24 protein-coding genes and 2 pseudogenes are annotated in these 25,682 nt (G+C 67.8%); 10 read left to right on the top strand and 16 right to left on the bottom strand.

Annotated elements, in window-relative coordinates:
* Positions 1 to 399: 399 nt before the first annotated feature.
* The 5 genes and pseudogenes from OG514_RS07895 to OG514_RS07875 form a co-directional block, all read right to left on the bottom strand.
* The gene (locus OG514_RS07895) at positions 400 to 987 is read right to left on the bottom strand and encodes a class IV adenylate cyclase (protein WP_266892278.1); all 588 of its coding nucleotides are present in this window, start codon (positions 985 to 987) and stop codon (positions 400 to 402) included.
* A gap of 24 nt (positions 988 to 1,011) precedes the next feature.
* A complete protein-coding gene (locus OG514_RS07890) occupies positions 1,012 to 1,659 on the bottom strand; it encodes a bifunctional 2-polyprenyl-6-hydroxyphenol methylase/3-demethylubiquinol 3-O-methyltransferase UbiG (protein WP_266892276.1) in 648 nt (215 codons plus the stop codon).
* Entirely contained in the window at positions 1,577 to 2,212 is a 636-nt protein-coding gene (locus OG514_RS07885) for a hypothetical protein (protein WP_266892274.1), read from the bottom strand. The genes OG514_RS07890 and OG514_RS07885 overlap by 83 nt, the downstream gene beginning before the upstream one ends.
* Complete coding sequence (locus OG514_RS07880) at positions 2,205 to 3,107, bottom strand: radical SAM protein (protein WP_266892272.1); 903 nt, start codon at positions 3,105 to 3,107, stop codon at positions 2,205 to 2,207. Before OG514_RS07880 ends, OG514_RS07885 begins: the two co-directional genes overlap by 8 nt.
* A 108-nt stretch (positions 3,108 to 3,215) precedes the next feature.
* Positions 3,216 to 3,909, bottom strand: a pseudogene (locus OG514_RS07875) (HAD family hydrolase).
* 98 nt (positions 3,910 to 4,007) lie between these two features.
* Between OG514_RS07875 and OG514_RS07870 the strand changes: the two are divergent.
* Together OG514_RS07870 and OG514_RS07865 are read left to right on the top strand one after the other, a co-directional pair.
* Complete coding sequence (locus OG514_RS07870) at positions 4,008 to 4,784, top strand: XRE family transcriptional regulator (RefSeq protein WP_266892270.1); 777 nt, start codon at positions 4,008 to 4,010, stop codon at positions 4,782 to 4,784.
* The gene (locus OG514_RS07865) at positions 4,771 to 5,238 is read left to right on the top strand and encodes an NUDIX hydrolase (protein ID WP_266892268.1); all 468 of its coding nucleotides are present in this window, start codon (positions 4,771 to 4,773) and stop codon (positions 5,236 to 5,238) included. Before OG514_RS07870 ends, OG514_RS07865 begins: the two co-directional genes overlap by 14 nt.
* Here OG514_RS07865 and OG514_RS07860 read toward each other — a convergent pair.
* From OG514_RS07860 to OG514_RS07815, 9 genes are all read right to left on the bottom strand, one after another.
* On the bottom strand, positions 5,226 to 5,789 hold the full coding sequence (locus tag OG514_RS07860; protein ID WP_266892266.1) for an HD domain-containing protein: 564 nt from the start codon (positions 5,787 to 5,789) through the stop codon (positions 5,226 to 5,228). The genes OG514_RS07865 and OG514_RS07860 overlap by 13 nt on opposite strands.
* Positions 5,790 to 5,906: 117 nt before the next feature.
* Positions 5,907 to 7,256: a DNA cytosine methyltransferase gene (locus OG514_RS07855; protein ID WP_266892264.1), complete on the bottom strand. Its 1,350-nt coding sequence runs from the start codon at positions 7,254 to 7,256 to the stop codon at positions 5,907 to 5,909.
* Between the two features lie 10 nt (positions 7,257 to 7,266).
* On the bottom strand, positions 7,267 to 8,994 hold the full coding sequence (locus OG514_RS39335) for a DUF6339 family protein (RefSeq protein WP_323181494.1): 1,728 nt from the start codon (positions 8,992 to 8,994) through the stop codon (positions 7,267 to 7,269).
* Positions 8,994 to 9,797, bottom strand: coding sequence for a hypothetical protein (locus OG514_RS07840; protein WP_266892262.1), 804 nt, complete (start codon positions 9,795 to 9,797; stop codon positions 8,994 to 8,996). Before OG514_RS07840 ends, OG514_RS39335 begins: the two co-directional genes overlap by 1 nt.
* Before the next feature lie 89 nt (positions 9,798 to 9,886).
* Entirely contained in the window at positions 9,887 to 11,866 is a 1,980-nt protein-coding gene (locus tag OG514_RS07835; RefSeq protein ID WP_266892260.1) for a hypothetical protein, read from the bottom strand.
* Entirely contained in the window at positions 11,863 to 12,891 is a 1,029-nt protein-coding gene (locus OG514_RS07830) for a PD-(D/E)XK motif protein (RefSeq protein WP_266892258.1), read from the bottom strand. Before OG514_RS07830 ends, OG514_RS07835 begins: the two co-directional genes overlap by 4 nt.
* Positions 12,888 to 15,434 (bottom strand): Z1 domain-containing protein, encoded by a 2,547-nt coding sequence (locus tag OG514_RS07825; RefSeq protein WP_266892256.1) that lies wholly within the window; start codon positions 15,432 to 15,434, stop codon positions 12,888 to 12,890. The genes OG514_RS07830 and OG514_RS07825 overlap by 4 nt, the downstream gene beginning before the upstream one ends.
* A gap of 212 nt (positions 15,435 to 15,646) precedes the next feature.
* Complete coding sequence (locus OG514_RS07820) at positions 15,647 to 16,123, bottom strand: very short patch repair endonuclease (protein WP_266892254.1); 477 nt, start codon at positions 16,121 to 16,123, stop codon at positions 15,647 to 15,649.
* A 30-nt stretch (positions 16,124 to 16,153) separates the two neighbouring features.
* The gene (locus tag OG514_RS07815) at positions 16,154 to 17,158 is read right to left on the bottom strand and encodes a hypothetical protein (RefSeq protein WP_266892252.1); all 1,005 of its coding nucleotides are present in this window, start codon (positions 17,156 to 17,158) and stop codon (positions 16,154 to 16,156) included.
* A gap of 135 nt (positions 17,159 to 17,293) precedes the next feature.
* Here OG514_RS07815 and OG514_RS07810 point away from each other — a divergent pair, with 135 nt between their 5' ends.
* Together OG514_RS07810 and OG514_RS07805 are read left to right on the top strand one after the other, a co-directional pair.
* Positions 17,294 to 18,058 (top strand): class E sortase, encoded by a 765-nt coding sequence (locus OG514_RS07810; protein WP_323181492.1) that lies wholly within the window; start codon positions 17,294 to 17,296, stop codon positions 18,056 to 18,058.
* A 91-nt stretch (positions 18,059 to 18,149) separates the two neighbouring features.
* Positions 18,150 to 19,158 (top strand): annotated as a pseudogene (locus OG514_RS07805) (IS630 family transposase).
* A 71-nt stretch (positions 19,159 to 19,229) separates the two neighbouring features.
* Here OG514_RS07805 and OG514_RS07800 read toward each other — a convergent pair.
* Positions 19,230 to 19,607, bottom strand: a complete 378-nt coding sequence (locus OG514_RS07800) for a nuclear transport factor 2 family protein (RefSeq protein ID WP_266892250.1) — start codon at positions 19,605 to 19,607, stop codon at positions 19,230 to 19,232.
* A 95-nt stretch (positions 19,608 to 19,702) separates the two neighbouring features.
* Between OG514_RS07800 and OG514_RS07795 the strand changes: the two genes are divergently transcribed.
* Positions 19,703 to 19,870 carry a hypothetical protein gene (locus OG514_RS07795; RefSeq protein ID WP_266892248.1) on the top strand — a complete coding sequence of 56 codons (168 nt, stop codon included), beginning with the start codon at positions 19,703 to 19,705 and terminating at the stop codon, positions 19,868 to 19,870.
* Positions 19,871 to 19,908: 38 nt separating this feature from the next.
* The gene (locus OG514_RS07790) at positions 19,909 to 21,378 is read left to right on the top strand and encodes a sodium:solute symporter (protein ID WP_266900781.1); all 1,470 of its coding nucleotides are present in this window, start codon (positions 19,909 to 19,911) and stop codon (positions 21,376 to 21,378) included.
* Here the strand turns inward: OG514_RS07790 and OG514_RS07785 are convergent.
* On the bottom strand, positions 21,341 to 22,732 hold the full coding sequence (locus OG514_RS07785; protein ID WP_266892246.1) for an MFS transporter: 1,392 nt from the start codon (positions 22,730 to 22,732) through the stop codon (positions 21,341 to 21,343). The two genes, OG514_RS07790 and OG514_RS07785, sit on opposite strands and share 38 nt — an antisense overlap.
* Positions 22,733 to 22,828: 96 nt before the next feature.
* Here OG514_RS07785 and OG514_RS07780 point away from each other — a divergent pair, with 96 nt between their 5' ends.
* The 4 genes from OG514_RS07780 (at position 22,829) to OG514_RS07765 (ending at position 25,681) form a co-directional block, all read left to right on the top strand.
* Positions 22,829 to 23,368 (top strand): helix-turn-helix domain-containing protein, encoded by a 540-nt coding sequence (locus OG514_RS07780; protein ID WP_266892244.1) that lies wholly within the window; start codon positions 22,829 to 22,831, stop codon positions 23,366 to 23,368.
* Positions 23,369 to 23,455: 87 nt separating this feature from the next.
* On the top strand, positions 23,456 to 23,752 hold the full coding sequence (locus OG514_RS07775; RefSeq protein ID WP_266892242.1) for a DUF6412 domain-containing protein: 297 nt from the start codon (positions 23,456 to 23,458) through the stop codon (positions 23,750 to 23,752).
* A 135-nt stretch (positions 23,753 to 23,887) separates the two neighbouring features.
* Positions 23,888 to 24,685, top strand: a complete 798-nt coding sequence (locus OG514_RS07770) for a membrane protein insertase YidC (protein ID WP_266892240.1) — start codon at positions 23,888 to 23,890, stop codon at positions 24,683 to 24,685.
* A gap of 138 nt (positions 24,686 to 24,823) precedes the next feature.
* Complete coding sequence (locus OG514_RS07765; protein WP_266892238.1) at positions 24,824 to 25,681, top strand: fumarylacetoacetate hydrolase family protein; 858 nt, start codon at positions 24,824 to 24,826, stop codon at positions 25,679 to 25,681.
* The last annotated feature ends 1 nt before the right edge of the window (position 25,682 follow it).

Here is a 25,682-nt window from a genome sequence, read left to right as displayed (position 1 = left end):
GGCGACCAGCGGGGCCTGAAGCTCGACCACGAACGACCGTCGGCCGCCAAGCCGGAACCGGGCCGCCCCACTCAACGGCAGCGCACCCCGAACCGACGCGGTGGGGACCCACCGGCCCCCGTCACTAACCGAGCCCCCACCCACCGCCCGGCACACGCACACCGGCCCGGATACTGCCCTAAGCCCGGCGGTGACCCCGCCCCGGGCCGCCCTCCGAGAGGTCTTTCGCTCCTGGAGGCGGTGGGTCAAGGGTGGAGCGCAGCGGAATCGGCGAAGCCGACGCGACGAAGGAGCGCCCTTGACGCACCGCCGGAAGGAGCGACTCTCGGAAAGAGGGCGGTCCCACCCGAGGCCTGCGAAGCCGGCCCGCCCCGAGGGCCTGAGCTTTGCCGGCCGCGCTTAACGCCTCGCGGCCGCCGTCGGGTTCGGCCTGTCCTTCTCCTCGTCAGAGAACAGAAGCGTGGACTCAGCGAGGATGTCGCGGCTGGCCTCGCTCTTGTAGATCTCGTCGACGCTGCCGAAGCGTGCCTCGGCGTAGTCGAGGTCGAGCAGATTAGCGGCCTGGCGGACGGACACCTCGTCGGGGCCTTCGATCTCGACGAAGGTGGAGAGGTCGGGCCAGGTGTCGAAGTCGAAGGCGACCTCGCCCAGGCGCCACTCCTCGCGGTAGTTCTCCTGGTAGCGGACCTCGGTGAGGCCGAGGCGGCGGAGGATGTCGGCCATGGCGTGGAGGTCGGTGACCTCGGTCTCGATCTCGGTGGTGCCGTCGATGGTCGTCGCGTCGGTGACCTGCTTGAGGGTGAGGGTGGAGCGAGTCCCCTCATCTCGCAGCCGGAGCCACGAGCCGCCGTCGAGGGCGTCGTTCTCGAAGATCTTGCGGGTGAGGAGGGTGCGGGGGAACGATCGCGTGGCGCCCAGCGCGGTGAGTTTGTCCTGGAGGGCGATGACGTCGATGTTGAGGAACTTGGCCTCGTACTCGTGCTTCATGGTCGTCTTCCTCGTTGTGTGCGACTACCTGGGGGTGTGGGCAGCGATGAGCAGACCCATGCGGTGTGTGTGGTCGTGGGGTTGGCCGAGGTGCGGGCGCTCGACGAACTGGTTCGTGCGCAGCGCGAGCAGGACGTCCCAGCCAGCGGCGAAGTGGCGGGCGAGTCTCTCGGGCGAGGTGTAGTGCTCGATGAACTGGTGGCGCTCTTCGACGGGCATCATGAACTCCGCGCCGAACAAGCCCCCTTCGCGAACGAGGGCCTGCATGCGGCGGACGAAGTCGCCGAGCGGGCTGTGGTGGTTGGCACTGTAATGCCACGAACAGCTCGTCCAGACTGCGTCGCAGTGACCCTTGGGGAGCTTGGCCGTGAGGAAGTCCTCGCCGATGACCTGGACCCGGTCGTGGAGTTCCTCGGCCTTGAGGCGGTCGACGAGGCCGGGGGCCTGGGCGTGGGTGTCACCCGGAAGGCTGACCTCGCCTCCGTGGAGAGCGAAGGGGTCGCGCTCGATGGCGATGACGCGGTAGCCGGCGGCGGCGAGGGGCAGCACGAACTTGCCGTCGCTCGCGCCGACGACCGCGACCGTGGCGTCAGGAGACGTGCGTTCCTTCAGGGCGGCGAGGAACTGGGGGAAGAACGTGAGGGTGTGCTCCCACAGGCTCTGCGTCTGCACGGTGATGTCCTTCCTGGGCGGTGAGGATCGTCTGGACGATCTGTTCCGGGGCACGCCCGGTGGTGTCGATCCGATGCATCGGGAACTGGGCGTAGGCGGTCGAGATCCGGTCTGCGTCTTCCTCGCTCATCGCGTCCCACCGGGAGATGGGCTTGATCCGTTGGGCGAGGCGCCGCTGCCGTTCGTCCTCCGCGCACAGCAGGTGGTACGTCGTGGGCTGGGGCAGGTCCGGTGGGAGGGTGACGCCGAGGCGGGCCCCGAAAGCATGGTGGTTCGCGATGCACCGGGCGAAGTAGCTCTCGACGACGACCGGGGTGCCGGCGGCGAGGTGCCCTCGGATCTCCTCGGCGGCCGTGAACAGGGCCGAGAGGTAAAAGCACAGGCGGGCCTCGACGTTCTCCCGCAGATCCACCTGGCGCCGCAGCGACTGGTAGAAGATCGGCACAGTGGGGACCAGGACGGCGCCCCTGGCCGCCGCGAGCAGTGGCGCGACGGTGGACTTCCCGCTTCCCCGTAAGCCTTCGAGCGCCTCGAAGAACGGCCGGTCAGGCACGGGTGTACACCACGTCCGGGACGGCGAGGGTGAGCTCGTCGGTGGCGGAGGGCCGGTGGACGATGTGGTTGGCGGCCTTCTCGTACCAGAAGGCGTGCGAGTCCTTGCCCACCGCCTTGCAGGACATGGTGAGCGCGCCGCGGGGGTCGGCCTCGATCCGTTCGATCTCGCGAGGGCCGCCGGCCGGCGCGCAGATCTCCGGAGCTCCGCCCTCGGCGAGGTCTTCGTCGAGGATGACCTCGATGGAGAGCCCGGCAGTCCGGAGGTCCTCACGGAGGCGGGTGTACGCGGTCGGGTCGCCGACCAGGAGCTCGGGGTGATGGGCGGCGTTGCCGACCGGGCGGAGGCAGTGCAGCTTGAGCTGACGGGCGCCAAACCTCTGCATGACCCGGGCCAGGGGCAGCACCTCGTCGATGTTCCGCGAGGTCACGGTCATCGTCGCGGCCGTCATGACGCCGAGCTCCCGAGCGAGGTTCAGCGTGCTGAGCGCGGCGTGGTAGCTGCCCTGCCTGCGGATGTCGTCGTTGGTGCTGGCGACACCTTCCAATGAAACCCGCAGCAGGTCCACGTAGGGAGCGATCTCGGTGAGGCGACGCTCGATCCGGTAGCCGTTGGTGCAGATCTCCACCTGCATCCCCAGCTCCTGCCGGGTGTAGCGGACGACCTGCGCGAGCTCCTTGTAGAGGAAGGGCTCGCCTCCGAGTAGGGTCACCGCCTCGGTGCCGTACTCCTCGCGCATGAGCCGGATGAGTCCGACCGCCTCCTCGGCGGTGAACGCGTCGGCCTGCTTCAGGCGCTCGCCGTGGAAGCAGTGCAGGCAGGAGAAGTTGCAGCGATACAGCAACTGCAAGTACAGCATCCGGATCCTGCGGATTCCGGTGACGTCGCGGATCACGCGGGCCTCCTGGGTCAGTTGACTGGCGGGGAGGATCCGATCGTGGCCGTGTGAGGGTGGACGGCGTCACCGCGTAGGCGGACGGTCCCAGGACGTCCTGGGACGTTTTCAGCGCGCGGCGAAGCCCTCGAAGTGGCTCATCAGCCCTGCGGTGTCCGAAAGGTCAGGCAGCGCGACTACCGCGCCGGCTGCGGTCAGTTCCTCCTGGCCATGAATGCCTGAGGCGACGGCGACGACGTGAGAGCCCGTGGAGAGGGCGGCTTCGACGCCCCGCGGTGTGTCCCCCACGAGTACGACGGGGACGTCCTGATCCGCTCCATAGGCGCGGTGGATTCGCTCTCGCGCCACCGCCACGAGATCGGGACGCTTGGACCCCGTCGGCCCCGTAGGCGCCGACGGAGAGGTCGAGCAGAGCGTCGAGACCGAAGGCGGCGAGCTTGACCTCGGCATTCGCAGCGATGTTGCCCGTGAGGACCGAGGACACCCACCCCTCCCTCTCCGCAACGCACTTGAGCGCGTCGTATGCACCCGGCAGGGTCGTACCGCGCACCCGTAGCTCCGTAAACCGCTCCTGCCCGGCATGGGCCAGCGCGTCCTGGATCCGGCCCCATTCCGGCTCGGGAACGTCGTGCCGAACGAACAGCTCCCGCATGATCAGGCGGTCTGTACGCCCCTCCGTGCGGGCGGGATCGGTCGGCTCGAAGCCGGCCAGCGCGGCGAACGCGGCGGCGTAAATCTCCTTGCTCACACCCGCGTTGTCGATGAGCGTGTGGTCGATGTCCCACAGGACGCTGAGCTGCATACCGTCAGCGTAAGCACTGGCTCGATGTCGCCCGGCGCCGCGGAAACGTCCCACGACGTCCTTGCCCTCCCCCTCGCGACTCGGCTTGTATGGCTTCCGTGAACGAGCGACTTCACTCCGTACTTGCTCAGCGCGGCGTATCTCCCGAATCGCTCGCCGAAGCCTGCGAAGTGGACCCCAAGACCGTCGGTCGGTGGCTCGGCGGACGCGTGCCCCACCCGCGGCACCGCTTCAGCGTTGCCCAGCACCTGCGTGTCGAGGAGACCTTCCTCTGGCCCGTACAGCTGTCACGCAGCGGTCGGCCTGGCACCGGCTTAGGCAGCGGCGAGATCATCGGCACCTACCAGAATCGAGCCAGCGTCCCCCGTGACACATGGCTCGCCCTCCTCCAGGGCGCCCAGAGGCAGATCGATGTCCTGATCTTCTCCGGCACCTTCTTCGCCCAGACCAACCCGCACGTCGCCAAGATGCTTGCCGAGCGCGCGGCCACCGGGGTACGCGTACGCCTCTGCTTCGGCGATCCGAGCGGCAACGCAGCCGCCACCCGAGGCCGCGAGGAGGGCATCGGAGACACCCTCGCCGCCAAGATCCGTGCCTCCCTCACCTACTACCGCCCCCTGCTGCCGGAAGCCGGATGCGAGGTGCGGCTCCACGACACCACGCTCTACAACTCCCTCTTCCGGTATGACGACGACCTGCTGGTCAACCCCCATGTCTGGGGCCAGCCGGCGAGCGCCAACCCCCTGTTCCACCTGCGGCGAGTGGATGCCATGGGCTGGTTCGACAACTACGCTCAGAGCTTCGACGCCGTCTGGGCCGGCGCAAGGCCCTGGATTCCAGACCCGGAGGGGACCGCTTCACATGGGCAGGACTGAGTACTACAACGACCCGAACGCCCCCAAGGCCAACACCCTCATCCCAGCCAGCAACCTGTTGGTCGTCGACGACAGCGGCTCGATCCTGCTCCAGCGCCGCCGTGACACCGGCCAGTGGGCACTGCCGGGCGGGGCTCAGGACATCGGTGAGACAGCGGCCGAGTGCGCGGTACGGGAATGTCTGGAGGAGACGGGGATCGTCGCTGAGATCACCGGATTCCTCGGCGTGTACACCAACCCCCGCCACATCGTCGCCTACACCGACGGCGAGATCCGCCAGCAGTACGAGAACACCTACATCGGCCGCCCTGTCGGTGGCGAGCCCACGATCAACGACGAGGCCGATGGCGTCCGCTTCGTCCAGCCCGCCGACCTCGACAAGTACGACATCCACGCCAGCATGCGCCAGCAGATCGGCGACTACCTCGCCGGCACCTACCCCTACCTCGGCTGAGCGGCCAGAGCCTCCTCCACCCGCCCCACAGCAGCGAAGATCTCCGGCGCCGCCCGACGGATGAACCGTCCGACCACGCTGTCCTCTCCGTAGCGACCCAGGATCTCCGCGACACGCTCCCCGGCGGTGGTCCGGCTGCCGTCGGGAGTGGTCGTCATGTCGCAGTAGACCAGAGCGTCCACCAGTAGCGGCTCCTCAAGCAGAGGGAACTCCGTTGCCAGCTCGTCTCGCAGGCCACGCTCCTCAGCCTCCAAGAGCGCGAACGAATGGTTGGCGACCAGCCGCACCAGCCGCTCGTCGGCCCCGTGCTTGTCACGGAGGAATCGCGCTCCGTCAAGCGGGTGGAAGCCTGTCTTGGCCAGCCGGGGTGCGTATCCGATGTCATGCAGCGTGGCGGCCGCTATCAGCAGTTCGTCGTCGGCGCCGAGGACGTATCCGATGTCGGCTGCACGAGCGGCAACCCCTTGCGTGTGCGACCACCGCCGCGGAAGCACGGCCCTCAGCTCTGTCTCTGCTGCCTGCGTCGCCTGCCGTACCACCAGTTCATCCATGTCGTGTGTTCTTTCCATAAGGAGCCCCGGCCACTCCACACACAGAGAATGCGATGAAACCCACTCACTCGGTCTGGCGAGGGTTTACTTTGTGGCCGTCGGCCAGCGAGTCAGGTATCAGCCGCGCAGAAAAGCGAAGATAGTGGAGGCTATGGCCTGGCCGAGAGGGATCGGAACTGCGTTTCCGATCTGAGTCGCAATCTCGGTCTTCGAGCCGCACCAGCGGAAGTCGGTAGGAAATCCTTGAATTCGAGCAGCCTCGTAGTGGGTGATGGGTCGGTTCTCCTCCGGGTGGAGGTATCGCCCCTTCTCCGGCTTGAAGAACTCGGTTCTGATCGTGACCGACGGTTCGCCCAGGCGAAGCCGCCCCATCACGTCTCCTGTGCCGCTGTTGTGATTGTCCCAGCTGGTGGTCGACAGATACTCGATCTCCCTCTGGATCCCTGTCACATCCGACCAGTCGTGAATGTGCATTTCTCCCGAAGGGTCCATGGAGAACCACTTGTCACGCAGATCCTTCCGATTCCCTCCCGGCGGGATGGCTCGATATCGGGCGATTGACAGAGGTTCCGGGTTTCGTCCGAAATGGAGATCCCTGGTAGTGAAGGTGCCAGGCATCGTCGAATCGACGTCGAGAACGTGATCCTTGTTGTCCGGGAGTTCGGTGCCTTGCAGTGCGAGCAACCGGGACTCGGCGAACACTGTGTCCACGGGCTCCCAGAAGCGAGCCCCTGTGTCGATAGCGGACACCTGCCCGGTCATTCTTGTGCCACCCTTGTTGCGGCGGATATGTGTTCGCTGCGGATAGGTCATGGAGCGCCCGTTGTCGACATCATGTCGCACGCCGATGACGATGGCTCGTCGACGGGCCTGTACGGCGCCGTAATCCGCTGAATTGAGGAGATAGCGGATGTTCCGCATCTCTTCGGTATCTGAATCCCGTTGGCCGGGCGGATCGACGAGGCGATATTCTTCGAGGAGCCCCCCGGGCTGCACCTCTTTGCGAAGGTTTCGGAATTCGTCGGATTTGAGGAATCGGTCGACGTTCTCGATCACGAAGACCTTGGGGCGAATCGCCGCGACGATGCGGACGTACTCCTCCCAGAGTCGATTGCGCTCGCTGCCCTTCTTCTTCCGGTTCAGGGCGGAGAAACCCTGGCAGGGAGGCCCGCCGACGACAACGTCCGCGTGGAGCTCCTCCGGTGTCGGTCTCCAGTCCTCGATGTCTCCCAGGTGGACCCGAGCCGCAGGGAGCGTGTCGTCGCTCCGAGCGCGGCCGAAGTTGACGGCGTAGGTGGCTGCAGCTGCCCTGTTGTGCTCGACGGCGGCGATGCTGTGGAACACTGCCGGCCCGTCGCTCGCCCCTTCCGGACGGAACTCGTGGAACCCCTGGGTGAAGCCGCCACATCCCGCGAAGAGATCGACAACGGTGATGGGCTCAAAATTCTGGGGACGGGGCGTGCGCATAGGGCCGATCTTAACTTCGTAGGGCCTCTGCGAGACAACGGCCGATCGCTGTGGCGAGGGGAGGTGGCATGGCGTGACCGATCTGTCGGTACCGAGACGTCTTGCCCCCTGAGAACCGCCACTCCTCAGGGAACGCCTGGATCAGGGCGGCCTGCTCCACGGTCAGCTTCGGGCTCTCATCCGCCGGGAAGTCGGGCCCCGGTACCTCGTCCCCGAGGCTGTTGCCGTTCACGCCGAGGGCGGCCCACGCCCTCTTGCTGCCAGTGGGGCCGAGGTCGGCGCCACCGCGACGGTCGGATCCGCCTACCAGCGCGGGAGCGATTCGGTCGGCGCTCTGGACCCAGCGTTCCACGCCGAGCCATCCACGGGACGCCATCGATGGTCCGAGTACACGACCCACCGTCGGCGTGGGGGCTTCGAGCGGCTCGGGCCAGGCGAATCGGGCGAAGTATCGATCCTGGAGTGCGACCAGAAAGCCGCTGCTCCGATTCTGGGGGACCCCGAAGTCCGCCGCGTTGAGCACTCGCCAACTCGTGCGGTAGCCGACTGCGGTCAGTTCCTTCTCGATCCACGCCCGGTCGTCCTCGAACGCCGGACTGTCGACCAGGTCGGGGACATTCTCCAGTAGGACCGCTTTGGGGCGGATGGAGCGGGCCAGGTCGATCGCGGCCCGAAGCACACGCCGCTCCTCGGTGTCCTCGGGACGCCCGATAGTCGCCGAGGACTTCACGCGCGGCAGCCCGCCGCTCAGCAGATCGACGCCGACGGCGTCTGGGCGCATCTCCGTCTGGAACTGCATCAAATCCATGCAGACGACATCCCAGGACGGGCGATTTAGGTCGATGGTGAAGCAGGAATCGGCCTTGCTGTCTATGAGCAGCAGCGGATCGAAGCCTGCACGCTGGAGTCCCAGGGCCTGAGCCCCGGCACCGGCGCAGATCTCCACTGATGTGAAGCGAGCTGGAGCGGAAGGCGGCGAGCCTGTCAGTGCGTGCTGGGATGCGACAGCCTCCAGGGCCACCGCGCGCAGCTCGTCGTCAAGGGAACCCGCCTCGATTCCGTCGAAGAGGACGAAGGGGGCCAGCCGGAGCAGCCGCTTAAGGAAATCGCGGAGGGTGTCTCGCTCGCTCACTCCGTTCAGGTCTAGATCGTTCCAGACGCGCAGGATGGCGCGCACCATGTGGGGACTGCCTCCCAGGGCAGCACGGCGAGCGTAGATCTGGTCGAATGCGGCCTCGCCGAGGATCTTGAGCGCACCGTACGGGTCCGCGTCGTCGGGAGAACGCACAAGCTGAGCCCGCCACCACAGACGGCCGAAGACATGCCTGGTGAGATCCGTCCCGAGGACACGGTCTCTCGGAGGATTCGGGTAGCGCCAGTAGGAGACGTCGGGGAGAAGGACGAGGGCGAGAAACGCCCAGACGTCTCGGGAGGCGGCCTCTGCGGGGACCATTCCGGTCTCTGCGTGAAGGAGTGCGGCGAGTGCGAGATCGAACTCGGCGTTGCGGGTCCGGTCCGAGGAGTCGGGGAAGCCGGATCTCTCGGCGAGCTCGACGATGGCGGCGCGCAGTTCCTTGAGTCGCGCCTCGGGGGCCCGATCACCGCCTGTGGCCACGTAGACAGCCGACGGATGTGAGAAGGCCACTCGGTTGGCGAGCTCGCCTGCGGGGAGGTCCCGGCACTCGTCGAAAAGCCGCCGGGCCTGCTGAGGCAGCAGCCGGGGGTAGAGAAGGCTCACTACGACACCTCGAAGATCTTGACGGCTGCCTGAAGGTCAGAGGCGAAGAGCGCCGGCGACTGCAGACGGCGCAGACGCACGTCGGTGACTGACTGTCCCGGGAACAGCTGGTCGAACAGGCTGAGAAGAGTGGCTCCGAGAGAGTCTTCAGGGAAGTCGGCCTCTTCGCTGAAGTCCTCATGGGCGAGCGCGTACTCCATCATGGTCCGCGCCGCATCCGCGTACACCGCGGAGAGGACGATCTGATCCACTGGGCGTGGCTTGTGCGCGTTCTCGAAGGCTGCGGTGGTCACCTTGTTCTGCTCGTTGACCAAGAGCAGCAGAGCGCCCATGGTGGCGTTCTCCAGCCCACCGCTGATCTGGAGATGCCAGGCGGCGCCCTCGGGGAAGGACGTTCTGGCGAAGTCGATCACGGCCATGGGGAACTGTGGGGCGTCGCCCTGAAGGCGAAGAGACTGCCGGTCACTCCAGAGAACGGAACCCGCACGGCGAGGAGAGGACGGTCGACCGTCGGGGCGGCGCTCGGACAAGACCAGTGCGGTGTCGAGGAGGAGGAGGCCGCCGAGGTCGGTGCCGGACAAACGAACCTCCATCTCGACTGTGCTCATCCCGACCTCGGTCAGCCGGACGCGGTGCCCGGGGCCGCTGAGATGGGATCCGGTGGCTGTCCACACGGTCGCGAGCGTCAGTGCCGTGTTCCTCGGAAGTCCGCACTGCGCACGAGCACGATCGAGATCCACCCGCACGGTTCTGAGGAGGGTCAGGTCCATGCCGTAGTCCCAATGCGGCAGAGCGTCGGGCATGGGTACCTCCGCCTCGTCGAAGGTGACGCGCCAGGGATCGGCCTCGACTACGTCCTCGGACGGAGTGCGGTAAGGGAGTACGCGTCGGCTCATCGATCGCCCGCCGTCTCTACTCTGACGCCGATCTCGGTCATCGTGTCAGGAGCGGGTCTCACGACGGCACGCCATACGGACTCGCCGCCCTCGATCACGCAGGTCTCGGAGGCGATGAGCAGACCCTCCTCGCTTTCCCAGCCGACAAGCTCGGGCATGAGCGCTCCGATGGGAGGGTCCGTCTCGCGACCTCCGAAACCGGGAAGCGCGACAGCGAGGTCGATGTGAACCTGCTGTGCGCCGGGGACGGGCAGCGTGAACTCCTGTATCAGTACGGTGAGTTCATCGCGTTCGTCATAGTAGGGGTCGCCGACGTACGCGACCCGAGGTCGGCGGCGCGGCGCGCTGCCACCCGTGGCCGTGGTGATGTCCCCCTCGCCTCCTCTCGCCTCCCACGAGTCCCGAGTGGTTCCGTCGATTTGCTCAGGCACGGTGTCACGGGCCGAGGCGCCTGCCGGGCGGCCCGGCGCCTTCCTCCGCTCTGCGACCTTCCGCAGCCCGTCACGAGTGGTGGTATTCCCGGGCTTGGTGTAGGCCGTCGCCCCGCCGATGCCCCAGGCTCCCCCTACAAGGCCGGAAAAGAGTGCGCTGGCCGCCCCCAGGGCGACGTTCCGTGCACCGGTTCGGGCGTTCCCACCGAGCGACAGCAGCTGATCCTGTGCTTCGTCGATGCGTCGAAACGTGCTCTGAACGAAGGTGCTCTCCGGGCGCTCCAGCGACTGAGGATTCCACGCGTCGTGCGTGGGCGGTTCGGCCTTCGCGTATACCTCGTCCATGGACTCTGCGGCGCGGAAGACTCCGGCGTAGGCGAGGTTCTCGCTGGGTGGTTTGGGGCCGGGCCGATAGGTGACCACGAGTTCGGCAGGGCGCATCAGACAGACGTGATGCAGCAGGTTCTCGATGTTCAGCATGCGTGCCGCGCGGCTCGGCTCCAGTGGAGGCCTGATCCGCTTCACCAGCCCGAGTCGCCCGAGATGACGCTTGGGACGAAGGCACTCCAGGTTGCGCCCCTCAGGCCCGGTAGAAGCCTCGTAGGCGGAGACGAACATATCGAGGGGTGCGGTCTCGCGTGGGTCTGGAACGGGGTGGTTCACCCCGTCGCAGGTGACGGAGAATCGCATGGCGGGGCCACGGGTCTCGGTGGAGATCATCTTCGGCCAGAGGTGCCAGGCGATGGTCTCCGCGAGATAGTCCGCCGCGTCTGACGGGGAGAGGTCGTCCATGAATGGATCGACGACGACCACGGTGGTTCCTGTCTCCTCTGGGCCGAAAGAGCGAAGCCCGAGGCGGTGTGCCATGGTCTCGGCCTCATGACCGAGGAGCGGCTCGACGACTTCCCCCGAGGTGTCGCCCCACCAGTGCCGGCCGGTGAACCGGCGTTTCGTTCCACCCTCGGCCGCCACATGACTCTTCCAGAGAGTGCAGCCGATGAGGCGCGTCTCGAACCCACCCTGGTCGGTTCGACACCGGGTGTGGACGAGGATGGTTCCCGGCCTGGAGAGCAGGTAGAAGATGCCCTTGCCGAAGCCGTAGGTGCCGCCTCCGAGTGCCGTGTCACGAGGCTCGCCGATGTTGCGGATGAAGGAGACGAAGTCGCGGTCGGGTCCCACGGCGTCGTTGGCCCTGGTCGGGCCTCCCAGACCACGTGTGCCCCTGTCCGAGACAGAGATCAGCCGGACCGGACCCCGCTTGACGGTGTCGCGCAGCGGGAAGTCGTCCGTATTCGTCGGTGCGCCTGCGAGCAGGAGATCACGCCATGTGCCGATGTGTGCCGGACCGACCGTCGTCACGTCGATGCGGTAGTCCACGGCCTCGCTCGACGATGCGGATCGGGCGTCCCAACTGTTCTGAGCCGACTCACGCACGAGAATGGTGAGAAGGTCGAGCTCGGGGCGTCCGAGCTGATTGCGGATGCCTTCCGCGGCGCTCGCACCCTCCGGGGGGTACGGCTGGGAGTACCAGCGTGGCTCGATCATCTGGGCTCCTGAACGAAGTCGTCGATCAGTCGTGAGACCTCGTCCTCCGGCATAGCTGTGGGTACGTCGCCGGAAAGGTCGATCGTGTACTCGACATCCAGTACGGACACGGACAGGCCCGCCTCGCCGAGTCTCCTGCTCGTCAGGCCTGGAAAGTCGGCGGAGACGTGGTACCACGTCTCCTCACCGACGGCGAACCGTACGTCCCGGTAATGGTCGATATCAGACGGCCGGTACCCGGCAGCGGCGAGGAGATCGAGAAGCGATCCTTCGTCGTCGCACAGCCGGCGGGCCTGATCGACGAGATCTACGAGAGAGAGGCCGGGACCACCGGCCGGAACATTCAGAAGGCGGAACCACACCAGGGCGAGAGTCCCTCCTTCGGGACTCTCGAGTTGGTCGAGGCCGTGAATGCGAGGCCTTCGCCCGCTCGTCGAGGTGCCGCTCTTCACCTCGATCGCTGTGACTCCGGAGGAGAAATCGTGGCGGTGTCCGGTGGGCCCGATCCAGAGACGGTGCGCGCTGGTGTTGTGCTGGAACAGTCTGCAGAGCAAAGTGAGTTCACCGAACAGCCCGGCCATCTGTTCTCGGGTCAGAGGGGCGCCCTGTGAGCGGAAGAGTTCCTTCCAGCGATCGAGCACGTGATGCAGCGCCTTGAGAGGATTCTCCGGAAGACGCTGCGCCGTACTCATCACGTCCACGCACAGGTCGGTGAAGAGGTCGTTGAGATCGCTCCGTAGGCATGAGAGATCCGCGTAGGTCTGGTAGGTCTCGTCGTCTTCCAGGGGCCTTCTACGCAGCTGAAGCACGGGACCGTCCAGACCGGCTCGTACTCTGCGGTGTGCTGCCATGGGTACGAGGACGTGGCGGTAGCCGTCGTGGTCGACTCCCACCGCTAGACGGTTGCCGTTCTCCACGACAATGGGGAGATGAGAGACGCGAAGGCGACGCTCGCCGGTGGTCGGCTCGGCCTCCAGCGCATCCCAGTGCTCCTCGACGAGTCTCCGGACTATCTCCTCACTCATGACTCGTCGCTTTCGAGAAGGCTGTAGTCCTCGTCCTCCAGACGGACGCTGGACAGATCAGCGGAGATGTACTTCTCGACGGTGCTGTCGTGTGCCGGCTGCGGGAAGACCAGGCCGACGCCGATCACGTCCTCTTCTGCGTCCAGCGCCGCACGCCTCGACTTCGAGGGACTGGGAGCCGACACTCTGTCGATCGGATAGAGCACCAGCAGCCCGGTGTCGGGTAGCTCGGCTTGGCGCCGATCCATGATGGCCTGCTCAGCGAGGCTGGTCACATCCCCGTCTAGGTCCACTGCGGCATCCCGACGGCTCATGAGTGTCTTGATGTCCGCGAGTCCTGGTGTCGGGTTCTGCACGGCGAGGCGGGCACGAACGTTGCGCCCCACGGAGACACCGGGGGCGAACTGGAAGTCCTCTCCCTTGGGATTGCCCACGATGGCGATGTTCCACCGCCGAAGAGAGCCTGCCGCGACTCGCTTGTGGATGTAGCCCTTGAGTAGGTCGGCGTCGTTCTCCGGGGACTTCTCGTGGAAGGCGTATGTGGAGAGGAAGTCGACGACCAGCTCGTGGGGGACCCCGCGGAAGACGAATCGGCCCTCGTTCCGGCGGTCCTCCGTCTCCACCGAGTTCCTGGTGGCGGCTGCGACCAGGTCACGGGCCGCTTCGATGTTGCCGCCCAGCCATTCCGCATCGGTGTGGAAGTAGTGAGTCTGGACCCGCTTGCCTCCGTAGGAGGATGCTGCGGTTACGGCGTTCCGCATCTTGGCCGCCGCCGTCACACGGAGAGCAGGGTGGGTACGGAGACGCACTGCGAACGTGAGCGGGGTCTCGGTCTCAGTCATGTAGCGATCGATGTCCCGGCGCATCTCGGTCTCGACTGTGGCCAGGTGCCGGAACCACTCGGCAAGCTCGTCCGTCATCCAGATTCGGGGCAGGTCCGCGTACCCGTTGCGGAACCCGAACCAGCGTCCCATCTGAAGCAGAGTGTCGTAAGCGGAGACGGCGCGGACGAAGTAGCTGACCGAGAGTCCCTCAAGCGTCAGGCCTCGGGAGAGGGTGTTGCCTCCCACAGCGATGGCGGTGACCGGGCCGTTTTCGTAGTCCAGTCGCTCCACGCTGTTCGAGTTGTCCATGATGATGCGGCAGTTCTTGAGGACGTCCTTGAGCTCAGGAAGCAGCTCGTGGAACGGCACCTTGGTCTCGCCGAATTCCTTCGCGGGGACCCGGGCGGTCTCCTCATCCCATAGGCGACGAAGCCTGAGTAGCGCCTTCTCGTCCGTCAGCGACTGCATGGTGCGCTCACACAGCCGCACCAACGGCTGCCGGAAGCTGTCATGGACTGTGGTGTTGACACTTGTGTGTATCAGCATCGTGCTGTGGGGGTTTCCCGAGCAACGGACTCGTCGAGCCGCAGTGACCAGCCAGAAGTACTCGATCGCACTCCGCATCGTGTCGGTGACGACCGGTTCGAACCCCTCGACCTCGGCCTTCGTCGTCGGACGCACATAGGGCACGTCATCGTCCGGCACAGATCGGATCATGTCGTAGCCGTCGTCGACCTGCTCGGGATCCTCGCCGTCGAGCGCATATCGACCGAAGAGCACCTCGGTGCCGAAGTGGCCCTCCGGCTTGGGCAGATTGACGACGAAGTCCTTCGGATACAGGTCCGCGGCGCTCGGGTCGATCAGCAGGTTCGCGAACGGGGAGGCCGTGTAGCCCACATATGCGCACTTGGGTACGGTTCCCATGATGCTCAGGATCAACGGGTTGATCGACTTCGTCGCAACTGTCGCTTGGTCCGCCTCGTCATCGATGATCAGCGTCGGGCAGTCCACCAGGTAGTCGGATGCCTTCTCCAGCCACTGGAAGAGCTTGCGGAGCACCGCCGCATTCTTCTTCACCACACAGAGCACATGTGTCTTGTTGCTCTTCCCGAAGAAGGAAGCGGGGTTCTCCTGTGGAGTGAAGTCACGATCGAGACCGGTCAGCTGCGACCACATCGCCGGGTTCGGTTCGACGAGTTGCTGCACCAGGCGCGCCTGGGTCTGGCGCCGCAGACCGTTGTGCACGCCGGCGAGGACGATGAACAGCTTGTAGCCACGATCGGCTGCCTTGGCGATGACCGACGTGAAGTTCGTGGTCTTTCCCGACTGGACGTAGCCGACGACGAGTCCACGGGTCGAGAACGACTTCTCTTTAGGGTGGTTCAACAGAGAGACGACACGAGTCGAAGAGTCGTCGAGACTCTTGACGGCAGGGTCCTTCGGCCATCCGCCCTGAAGGAGGATCTCCTCGATGGAGGGCCAGCACTTGTCCTTGGGGTGTGGCCCGGTGTACCACGTTTCGCGGTTTCCCAGAACGACCGCGTGGGGCTCTTCGAGCTCCTTGACGCGGATGGTCTCCTGCTCATGGCGGTCACGGATCTGCTGGACGATCTCCGTGCCGATGTTGAACTGCTCCAGCCGCTTGACCGCCTCGGAGGGCGGAAACGCGTCCAAGAGCGCCTTGAATGTCTCGTACATGCCGTCGAATGCATCGGTCATGGGCGGTGACCGTTCCCCTGTCTCGCGCGCGTGGTCGACTGAACCCAGGGGGCGCTCCGACGTCGTGGGGGCAGCTCTCAGAAGCGTGCCGGCACGTCACCTTCGTTCAAGGTCTCACAGTATGGGGTGCCCATGCGGATGAAAAAGGGGCATCGATTTCGCAAGTAGTGCACATGTGGCCGATCGATGACTGATATGCGAACTATATGCGCCTATGGCTGCCGATTTACTCTGTCATGTTGTTCGGAGATGCGCTGTCTGTAGAGCTTCTGTACTCGGGCTGCGGCCTCTATCGGGTTCTCGTGTTCCCACACCCGAAGGACTGCCCATCCGGCTTCCTGTAGCAGTCGGTCCGTCTCCCTGTCGCGCGCGCTGTTGCGCGCAGCCTTCTCCGCCCAGAATCCGGCGTTGGTCCGAGAGACAGTGAAGTGCTCGGGGCACACATGCCAGAAGCATCCATCCAGGAACACGGCGACACGAGCACGGGTGAACACCAGGTCTGCCGTCCGCCGCACGGAGCGGATCGGACGTTCGGACACCTGGTAGCGGAGCCCGAGAGCGTGGACGGCGCGCCGCAGGGCGAGTTCGGGCTTTGTGTCACGCCCCGTGTTCGACTGCATGCTGCGACGAGTTCCCGGGCTCGAAGCCCACGACGTAGCCGGGACCGAGTTCTCGGAATTAATGACCATATCGAACCCTCATCGTCGAGTATGCCCGACTCATCCCTGGTCCGCGCCCCCGTGGCACTCCCCGTAGCTGCGCGAGGAGCCGCACCAGCAAGCCGCCCCCCGCGCCGGCGGCCAAGCCGTCGCCCTGCCCCTGGCCGCCAGCGTCGTCGCGTACTGCGGCAGCAGGTCCGCGTTCGACGGGTGGGTGGATTCTGAGGCTGCGAAGGCTTCGTAGGAGGGGACTGTGGCTCGGACGATGCCCAGGTTCGGGGTGCCCGCCTGGGAGAGTTCTCGGAGGGAGGCCTCGATGTCCGTGAGGTGGGCTCGGTAGGTGGGGTATTCCGCTTCCAGTTCCGGGTAGGCCGCGAGCAGTTCGTCCAGTTCCGGTTCCGGCCAGTGGAGGACCGCCACCGGGAACGGGCGGGACAGGGCCGTGCGGTATGTGCCCAGTTCCGAGCGGAGGCGGGTGATCTCCGCCTGGAGTTCCGCCGGGTCCGAGGAGCCGAGGGACCACAGGCGCTTCGGGTCGTGGAGTTCGTCCAAGGGGACGTCCGCCGTGTGCAGGCGGTCCGCCCGGTCGTCCCAGTCGTCGTGCCCCAGCGCCAGCATTCTGCGGATCCGGTGGCGGGTCGTGAGGAGGGACTGGGTCGCGTGCGGGAGTTCCTCGGAATTGGCCAGGAGTGCCGCCGCTTCCGTCAGCGTCGACTCCGCCGCTTCCAGTTCGTCGTGTGCCTCCAGCGTCTCCGCCGCGATCTCCCACGGCGCCGCCTCCGACGGCTTCGCCCGCCGTACGCCGTCGATGATCGCGCGGGCCTCGGCCTCGTGGCCGTACTCCCACAGGTTCGCCGCCTTCAGCGCCCTGATCAGGAGGGGGTTCGCCGGCTCGCCGGACAGCAGCGTGTCGTAGAGAGCCGTCGCTGCCTGGCGGTCGCCCGCCAGTTCCAGGTGTGCCGCGGCCTGGAGGTGCAGGGGTTCCCGGTCTCCCGGGTACTGCGCTGCCGTGCGCAGCAGGCGCTCGGCTTCGGTGGTGTGGGCGGCAGGCGTGTCGGGGCGCATGCCCTCCACCGTACTGCTGTACGGGCCTGGAGAGTTGGCGCCTCAGCGCTTATCGTGCCCCGCGTGCGGGCCAGGGTGGGGCAGCGGGTGCCAGTCGTCGTCCAGTCGCGAGGGCGGCGCCGTACGGGTGCCCGCGTGTTGTGGATCGCAGCCGAGACCGTCGTCACCTGTGGCGTTGTCGTACTGCTTCTCGTCGTCCACCAACTCTGGTGGACCAACCAGCAGGCCCGCGCCGAGGCCCTTCAGCAGGTGCGTGTCCTTGAGCGGGAGTGGGACATCTCTCCCCCCGCCAGTACCGCCAATACCAGTGACACCGGTAGTCCCACCAGTACCGGCGCTCCCTCCGTTGAACCCGTCGTCCCCCCTGCCGCGTCCCCCGGCGATCCGGCCCGTCCCACCGTCGATCCCGCCCCGGACGCGCGCGACACGTCCCCGTCCTCCTCCGCCTCCTCCTCCGCCTCCTCCTCCGCCTTCGCCGTCCTCCGTATCCCCCGCCTCGGTCTCACCGTCCCCGTCGCCCACGGCGTCTCCAAGCGGTCCGTTCTCGACAAGGGGTACGTCGGGCACTATCCCGGCACCGCCGCCCCCGGACGCGTCGGGAACTTCGCTCTCGCCGGGCATCGGAACACCCACGGCGAGCCCTTCCGGTACATCAACCGGCTCGCCAGGGGGGACCTCATCTCCGTGCGGACCCGGGGCGCCACGTACACCTATCGCGTCGATCGGATCCTGCCCCGCACCGCTCCGCGTGACGTAGGGGTCGTCCGGGCCGTGCCGCGGTCGATCGTCTCGCCCTCGTACGGGTACGACGCCCCCGGTGCCTATCTCACCCTCACCACCTGCACCCCCGAGTTCAGCAGCGCCTACCGGCTCGTCGTCTGGGCGAAGCTGGTCTCGTAGCCGCCTAGTGCTCTGGCCGGGAAGGTTCGCCGGGCTGGTGGTCGCGACGGTTGGATGTGCGGTGACGTCCGATCCGATCGCTGGAGGCGCGGTGGCTGAGCCTGTGCGTGTACGCAGACTGACCGACCAGGAGGGGCAGAAGCTGCAGCAGATCGTGCGCCGGGGCAGCACGAGTTCGGTGCGCTACCGGCGCGCGATGATGCTGCTCGCCTCGGCGGGCGGGAGGCCGTCCCCGCCTACTCAGTCGTGACGACGAGGACTTCGTCATCCGGACGGCCACCACTCGTCCGAGCAAGCTCGGCCAGCCCTTCACTCGCTGGTCGATCCGCAAACTCGCCGCCTACCTGCGGAAAGTGCACGGACGTCTCATCCGCATCGGTCGTGAAGCCTTACGGTGCCTGCTCCGGCGCCGCGGCATCACCTTCCAGCGCACCAAGACCTGGAAGGAGTCCCCCGACCCTGATCGCGATGCCAAGCTCGACCGGATCGAGTAGGTGCTGGACCGCTTCCCGGACCGGGTCTTCGCCTTCGACGAGTTCGGGCCCCTGGGGATCCGGCCCATCGCGGGCTCCTGCTGGGCGAAGCAGGGCAAGCCAAACCGGCTGCCGGCGACCTACCGCCGCACCCACGGCGTCACCTACTTCCACGGCTGCTACTCCGTGGGCGACGACCGCCTGTGGGGCGTCAACCGCCGTCGCAAGGGCACCGCCAACACCCTGGCCGCGCTCAAGTCGATCCGCGCCGCCCGACCCAACGTCGCCCCGATCTACATCATCCTGGACAACCTCTCCTCCCACACCGGGGCGGACATCCGCCGCTGGGCGAAGAAGAACAAGGTCGAGCTGTGCTTCACCCCGACCTACGCTTCCTGGGCCAACCCGATCGAGGCCCACTTCGGCCCGCTGCGGCAGTTCACCCTGGCCAACTCCCACCGCCGCAGCCACCCCGCGCAAACCCAGGCACTGCACCGCTACCTGCAGTGGCGCAACACCAACGCCCGCCACCCCGACGTACTCGCCGCCCAACGCAAGGAACGCGCCCGCATCCGCAGCGAAAAGGGCATCCGCTGGGGCGGACGCCCCCTCAACACCGCAGCCTGACCAACCGCGAACCGCGGCTCCCGAATGCCGAAGGGGCAAGTTCAGGAGAAGGGCAGCGGCGGAAGGATGACTCAGGAGGCGGACGGCTTGATCTCCCCCGCGAAGACGATGACCTGGTCGATGAGGCTCCGTCGCAGATGGACGACGTCCGTTCCCGCCAGCCGGGGGCCTCCATCAGGCGTGGTGAAGACCCACTGGTACCGGGCCCACTCGTCAGGCATATCCACCGCTGAGCAGCGCACCATCGTGCCGGTCCCCGCCGGGTGGCGCCGGATGTCCAGCACGAACCGCTCGACCGCCGCGATTCCTTCGCTGCGGCCCAACGGCCCCCAGAAGACCACGTCTGAGGTCAGGGCCTGGGAGAGCAGGTCAGTCACATAGCTGTCGTCAGAGGCGTTGAACGCAGAGATGAATGTGTCGATCGCGGAGCGTGCGGTCTCTTCCTGCATGCCCCAGTAATACCAGCCGTTTCGCGTGCTCTCGTTCCACGAGCCGCCTTCCGATCACGGTGAACCATCCCGGTCACAGCACTAGGCTCGTTCGGGTGATCAGACGTCGGCCCCAGTTGTTGTGGCTCCTCCTTCCGTACCTCCTGTTCGTCGTCGCGCTGCCGTTCGTGAACCGGGTGCCCCTGTTCGTCCTCTGGCTGTTCGGGGCGACCCTCGTCACCCCCGTGGCCGTCGGCGTCGCCCGGCGGGGGGATCGGTCGTGAGTTCCGCCGCCGTCGCCGTTTCCGTCTTCGCCTCCTTCATGGTGCTCACCGTCGTTCTCGGGCTGCTCGCCGTGCGCCGGCATCAGACCGGTGGGCTCGACGCCTGGTCTGTCGGTGGGCGTTCGCTCGGGCCCGTCTTCATCTGGGTGCTGATGGCGGGGGAGGGGTACACGAGTTTCAGTTATCTCGGGGCCGCCGGCTGGGGGTACAACTACGGCGCCCCGGTGCTCTACGTCGTCGCCTACATGTCCTGCGGCTACGCCGTCGGGTACGTCGTCGGGCCCATGCTCTGGGGGTACGCCCGCAAGCACGGGCTCGTCGCCCTCAGCGACATGGCCGCCCACCGGTACCGCAGGCCCTGGCTCGGTGCGGCCGTCGCCGTCCTCGCGACGGTGTTCCTTCTGCCGTACATCCAGCTTCAGATCACCGGCATGGGCGTGGTCGTCTCCACGATCTCGTACGGGACCATCGGCCTCGACCTCGCCTATTTCCTCGCCTTCGCCGTCACCACCGGTTTCGTGGTGGTGAGTGGGCTGCGGGGGAGTGCCTGGGTGTCCGTGCTCAAGGACGCTCTCGTCGTGCTCACCCTGGGGTTCTTGTTCGTGTACGTGCCCCTGCACTACTTCGGCGGGTTCGGGGAGCTCTTCGGGCGGCTCGTCGACGAGAAGAGCGAGTGGCTGAAGCTGCCCGGGCACGGTGGTGAGCAGAGTGGGTACGGGGTCGGCTGGTTCGCCTCCACCACCGTGCTCAACTCCCTCACCGTCGTCATCTTTCCGACCACCGTCGCCGGTTACCTCGGCGCCCGCGACGCCGACACCCTCCGCCGCAACGCCGTCTGGCTCCCCGCGTACAACGTGCTTCTCTTCGTCCCCATGCTGCTCGGCATGGCCGCCCTCTTCGTCGTCCCCGGGCTCGTCGGCGCCGAGTCGAACCTCGCGCTGTTCAAGCTGGTCACGGACGCGCTGCCCGCCTGGGCGGTCGGGCTCGTCGGTGTCGCGGCCGCACTCTCCTCGATCGTGCCGATGGCCGTGTTCATGCTGGTCATCGGCACCATGTGGGGGCGCAGTATGCTGAGTCTCGTGCCGCGCCTCCGGGCCCGTGAGAAGGGGCTCTCGCAGCTGGTCGTGGTCGTCGCCGGGGCGATCGCGCTCGTCATGACGTACACCGCGCCCAACACGCTCGTACGCCTCTCCCTCATCTCCTACGAGGGGATGGCGCAGCTCCTCCCCCTGGTGCTGCTCGGGCTCGTGTGGCGCCGGATGACCGTGGTGGGCGGGGTGTGCGGGCTCGCCGTGGGGGTCGTCATCGTCTGCGCCCTCGTCTTCTCCGGGAACGATCCCCTCTGGGGCGTCAACGCCGGGCTGCTCGCCCTCGTCGTCAATCTTCTCGTGAGCGTGGCCGTCAGTCTGTACGGGCCGTCGGACTCCGGGGACGAGCGCCGCGACGAGGACGTCCTCGCCCTGGAGGAGTTCACCGACGCGGCCGTCGTCGCCCCAGAGCGAGTGTGATGCCCGCGCCCGTCAGGGCGAGTGCCGCCGACACCAGGACCGCCGTGTCCGGGCCCGTTCCCGCCGTCGCCAGCGCCAGCATCAGGGCCACGCCCGCCGACGAACCGATGTAGCGCGCCGTGTTGTTGGCGCCCGAGCCCATCGCCGCCCGCTCCGGCGGTACGGAGTCGACCGCGAGGCGCGGCAGGGCGGCGTTCAGGAGGCCGCTGCCCGCGCCCGCCGCCAGGAGGCCCGGCAGAAGGCGGGGCCAGGAGCCCGCCGGGCCTTCGAGCCCGCCGAGCAGGGCCAGGACCCCCGCCGCCGACAGGACGAAACCCAGAGCCAGTTGGTACGGGGCCGAGAGCCGGCCCGCGAGCCGGCGGGCCTGCAGGGCCACGACGAACGCCGTGCCCGACCAGAGCACGAACAGCCACGCCGCGCCCAGCGGCGACATCCCCGCACCGCCCTGGAGCAGCGCCGGCACCACGCTGAACAGGCCGATCACCGCCAGGCCCGTGAACAGCGCCCCCAGCGTCGACGCCAGGAACTCCGGTCGCCGCAGCAGCGCCAGATCCACCATGGGCGTACGGCTCCGGTGCTCGACCATCACGAACAGCGCCGTCAGCGCGAGGGAGGCGAGCAGGAGCAGGCCCACCTGCGGGCGCAGCCAGCCGTCCCGGCCGAGGGTGAGTGCGGTGAGCAGGGCCGCCAGGGCCAGACCGAGGGCCGTCGCGCCCGCGATGTCGGGGCGGGCACGGGAGCTCTTCGGCGTCGCTTCGTCCCCCCTCAGCAGCCGCGCCCCCACCGTCGCGATCACCAGGGCCGCCGCGCCCAGTACCTCGTACGCGAGTCGCCAGTCCACCAGGCTCAGCGCGCCCGCGAGCAGCGGGCCCAGCGCGATGCCGGCGCTGACGGACGCGCCCCAGACGCCGGTCGCCCTGATCCGGTCCCGGCCCGCCGGGTACGCGTGGGCCAGCAGGCCGAGGCTGCCCGCGAGGACCGCCGCGCTCGCCGCGCCCTGTGCGATCCGGGCCGCGGTGAAAGTGGCAGTGGAGCCTGCGAAGGCGCCGAGGGCGGTGGTGAGGCCGAGGGCGAGGGTGCCGAGGAGGAAGACCCGGCGGCGGCCGTGCGCGTCGGCGAGGCTGCCGGCCACCAGGAGGAGGACGGCGAGGCCGAGCGGGGTGCCGTTGAGCAGCCAGGCTTGGGCGGAGGCCGGGGTCGCGAAGGCGGCGGCCATGTCGGGGAGGGTGAGCATCGGGGCCGTGTAGTTCATCAGCGCGACGGCGGTGGCCGCGGCGGTGACGGCGAGCGCGGCCCCGGGGCGGGTGCCGTGGGGTGGGGCGGAGGTGGCTGCGATGGGTGCCGTCCGGTGCATGGCGGGGACCTCCACCCGTCGGTTCGGTGAATGAACTTTGTAGTGAGGGACTCAACGTACCAGCAAGGTTCAGTCAATGAACCTGGATTGGGTACGATGGATCCCATGGCTCTCGGCAAGGACTACGCTCACCAGCAGTGCTCCATCGCCCGCGCCCTCGAAGTCGTCGGTGAGCGCTGGACCCTTCTCGTCGTCCGCGACGCCTTCTACGGCGTCCGCCGCTACAACGACTTCCTCACCCACCTCGGCGCCCCCCGTGCCGTCCTCGCCGCCCGCCTCCAGGCCCTCGTCGAGGCGGGGGTCCTCGACCGGCGGCGCTACCAGGAGTCGCCCCCGCGCGACGAGTACGTGCTCACCGAGCGCGGGCTCGCCCTCTGGCCCGTCCTGCGCTCGCTCGGCGCCTGGGGCCGGGCCGAGGTCCCCGGAGCCGTGGCGGTACGCCACTTCCACCACGCCGGCTGCGGCACCGAACTCGGCCCGTACGGCGAATGCCCGGCCTGTCGCGTCCCCGTACCGCCCGCCGACGTCGAGATGAGGCCCGGCGCCGGGCTCGACCGGGACCCCGCCGACCCGGTCAGCCGCGCCCTCCTCGGCCCCCGCCGGCTCCTCGTCGCCCTGGACCACGCGAATCTCTGACCACGGCCCGCGTGCGGGAACTCCTGAGCCGCTCCGTACGTCCTCTCGGTGAGAAACCGCGTGAAACGAGCGAGAGGGGGTGGCGGAATGACGACCAGGAGTCTTGTCCTGCGGGTCCTCACGCCGCTGTTCTTCCTCCTCGCCCTCGCCGACCTCCTCCTCTCCGACGGCGGTGGCGTCTCCGCCGCCGTCGCGCTCGCCGCCACCACCGTCGTCTGCGCCCTGTTCGGAGCCCGTACGGCCCCGGCCGTGCCGCCCACCGCCGTCCGGACCGCGATCCGCGACCGCGAGCGGCGCACCGCCTTTTTGCCCCAGCGCGACCCCGACGCCGCAGGGCGTCGCAGACCCCGCGCTCCCGGCCGTCCCCTCCTGACGGCCGCGTAGGGAGCCCCCGCACCACCCCATGGGGCGCGCACCGCACAGGAAGCGCGCACCCCACACCGGACACCCCTCACGCGGATCCGTCATGCCGAGACCCGACATCTCCCCGGCACGACGAGACCCCACGGAGGGCTCCCCTTGTCCGTCATCCTTTCCGCCTTCGGCTCCCTGGTCGAGCGGCTCGCCGACCTGCTCCAGCCGCTCTTCGCCACCACCGCCACGGCCGCCGCGATCGTCCTCTTCACGATGCTCGTACGGCTCGCGATCCATCCGCTGTCCCGGGCCTCGGCCCGTGGCCAGAAGGCGCGCACCCGGATCGCTCCGGAGCTCGCCGCGCTCCGCAAGAAGCACGCGAAGAACCCCGAGCGGCTGCGAAAGGCGGTGACGGAGCTGCACGCGCGGGAGAAGGTCTCGCCGTTCGCCGGGATCCTGCCCAGCCTGCTCCAGGCGCCGGCGTTCCTGCTCATGTACCACCTGTTCGCCGGCGACCGGATGGCCGGGCACACCCTCCTCGCCGCCCCGCTCGGCGACCACTGGGCCGACGCCCTCTCCCACGGTGGTGTCCTCGGCCCGGCCGGACGGGTCTACCTCGTCCTCTTCGCGCTCGTCGCCGCCGTCGCCACGTTCACCTACCGGCGCACGAAGGCGCAGCTCGCCGCCCAGCCCCTCGACCTGGGGCAGCCCACACCGGGTGCGGGCGCCATCGCCAAGGTGATGCCGCTGCTCTCCTTCGCCACCCTGATCACGGTCGCCGTCGTCCCCCTCGCCGCCGCCCTCTACGTCGTCACCAGCACCACCTGGACCGCCGTCGAACGGGCTCTTCTCTTCCGGGAGCGCCCCGATCAGGGAGAGAAGGAGGGGGAGAAGAAGGGTGAGAAGAAGAGCGAGAAGAAGAGCGAGAAGAAGGGGCGCGCGCCGCTTGCTACTCGCGCGTAAGGGTCCAGTGGCTGAACGGGGTCTTGCAGAGTGACCCGTTCTCTTGGAGGATCGACCAATCCTCCGATGGCCGCACTCCATCGGCCGGGGTACCTCAGGGCCCTTTCCCGGGCCCGCCTCGACCACAGGGAGAAGTCCATGAAGCTGCTGCGTGTCGGCCCGCCGGGAGCCGAGCGTCCCGCCCTGCTCGACCAGGACGGGACGCTTCGCGACCTGTCCGCGCTGGTCGACGACATCGACGGCAGTCTGCTCGCCGACGCCTCCGCCCTCGATCGGGTACGGGCCGCCGCCGGCGCCGGTGTGCTGCCCGCGCTCGACGCGACCGGGCTGCGCGTCGGCCCGCCCGTCGCCCGGATCGGCAAGGTCGTGTGCATCGGGCTGAACTACCACGGGCACGCCGCCGAAACCGGCCAGGCCACCCCCGCCGAGCCCGTCGTCTTCCTCAAGGCCGCCGACACCGTCGTCGGCCCGGACGACACCGTGCTCGTACCGCGCGGCTCGGTGAAGACCGACTGGGAGGTGGAGCTCGCCATCGTCATCGGCCGCACCGCCCGCTACCTGGAGACCGACGAGGAAGCCCTCGCGCACGTCGCCGGGTACGCCGTCGCCCACGACGTCTCCGAGCGCGAGTTCCAGATCGAGCGCGGCGGCACCTGGGACAAGGGCAAGAACTGCGAGACCTTCAACCCCCTCGGCCCCTGGCTGGTCACCGCCGACGAGGTGCCCGACCCGCAGGCGCTCGGCCTCCGGCTCTGGGTCAACGGCGAGCTCAAGCAGGACGGTCACACCTCGGACCAGATCTTCCCGGTCGCCGAGGTCGTCCGGTACGTCAGCCGGTTCATGACCCTCTACCCGGGCGACATCATCAACACCGGCACCCCCGCGGGCGTCGCCATGGGGCAGCCGGAGCCCAAGCCGTACCTGCGCCCCGGTGACGTCGTCGAGCTGGAGGTCGACGGGCTCGGCCGGCAGCGCCAGGAGCTCAAGAGCGCCTGAT

Origin of the sequence: Streptomyces sp. NBC_00572, from assembly GCF_026341815.1 — a bacterium.
Classification (GTDB): domain Bacteria; phylum Actinomycetota; class Actinomycetes; order Streptomycetales; family Streptomycetaceae; genus Streptomyces.
The sequence above is the reverse complement of the archived record's forward strand: the minus strand, read 5'-3'. Positions and strand labels throughout refer to the sequence as shown.

Bases quoted from the DNA above. Each gene is read 5' to 3' on its own strand.
- OG514_RS07895 (WP_266892278.1), bottom strand. From the start codon at position 987: ATGAAGCACGAGTACGAGGCCAAGTTCCTCAACATCGACGTCATCGCC.
- OG514_RS07865 (WP_266892268.1), top strand. From the start codon at position 4,771: ATGGGCAGGACTGAGTACTACAACGACCCGAACGCCCCCAAGGCCAAC.
- OG514_RS07860 (WP_266892266.1), bottom strand. From the start codon at position 5,789: ATGGATGAACTGGTGGTACGGCAGGCGACGCAGGCAGCAGAGACAGAG.
- OG514_RS07855 (WP_266892264.1), bottom strand. From the start codon at position 7,256: ATGCGCACGCCCCGTCCCCAGAATTTTGAGCCCATCACCGTTGTCGAT.
- OG514_RS07840 (WP_266892262.1), bottom strand. From the start codon at position 9,797: ATGCCCGACGCTCTGCCGCATTGGGACTACGGCATGGACCTGACCCTC.
- OG514_RS07835 (WP_266892260.1), bottom strand. From the start codon at position 11,866: ATGATCGAGCCACGCTGGTACTCCCAGCCGTACCCCCCGGAGGGTGCG.
- OG514_RS07830 (WP_266892258.1), bottom strand. From the start codon at position 12,891: ATGAGTGAGGAGATAGTCCGGAGACTCGTCGAGGAGCACTGGGATGCG.
- OG514_RS07825 (WP_266892256.1), bottom strand. From the start codon at position 15,434: ATGACCGATGCATTCGACGGCATGTACGAGACATTCAAGGCGCTCTTG.
- OG514_RS07820 (WP_266892254.1), bottom strand. From the start codon at position 16,123: ATGGTCATTAATTCCGAGAACTCGGTCCCGGCTACGTCGTGGGCTTCG.
- OG514_RS07815 (WP_266892252.1), bottom strand. From the start codon at position 17,158: ATGCGCCCCGACACGCCTGCCGCCCACACCACCGAAGCCGAGCGCCTG.
- OG514_RS07800 (WP_266892250.1), bottom strand. From the start codon at position 19,607: ATGCAGGAAGAGACCGCACGCTCCGCGATCGACACATTCATCTCTGCG.
- OG514_RS07790 (WP_266900781.1), top strand. From the start codon at position 19,909: ATGGTGCTCACCGTCGTTCTCGGGCTGCTCGCCGTGCGCCGGCATCAG.
- OG514_RS07785 (WP_266892246.1), bottom strand. From the start codon at position 22,732: ATGCACCGGACGGCACCCATCGCAGCCACCTCCGCCCCACCCCACGGC.
- OG514_RS07780 (WP_266892244.1), top strand. From the start codon at position 22,829: ATGGATCCCATGGCTCTCGGCAAGGACTACGCTCACCAGCAGTGCTCC.
- OG514_RS07775 (WP_266892242.1), top strand. From the start codon at position 23,456: ATGACGACCAGGAGTCTTGTCCTGCGGGTCCTCACGCCGCTGTTCTTC.
- OG514_RS07765 (WP_266892238.1), top strand. From the start codon at position 24,824: ATGAAGCTGCTGCGTGTCGGCCCGCCGGGAGCCGAGCGTCCCGCCCTG.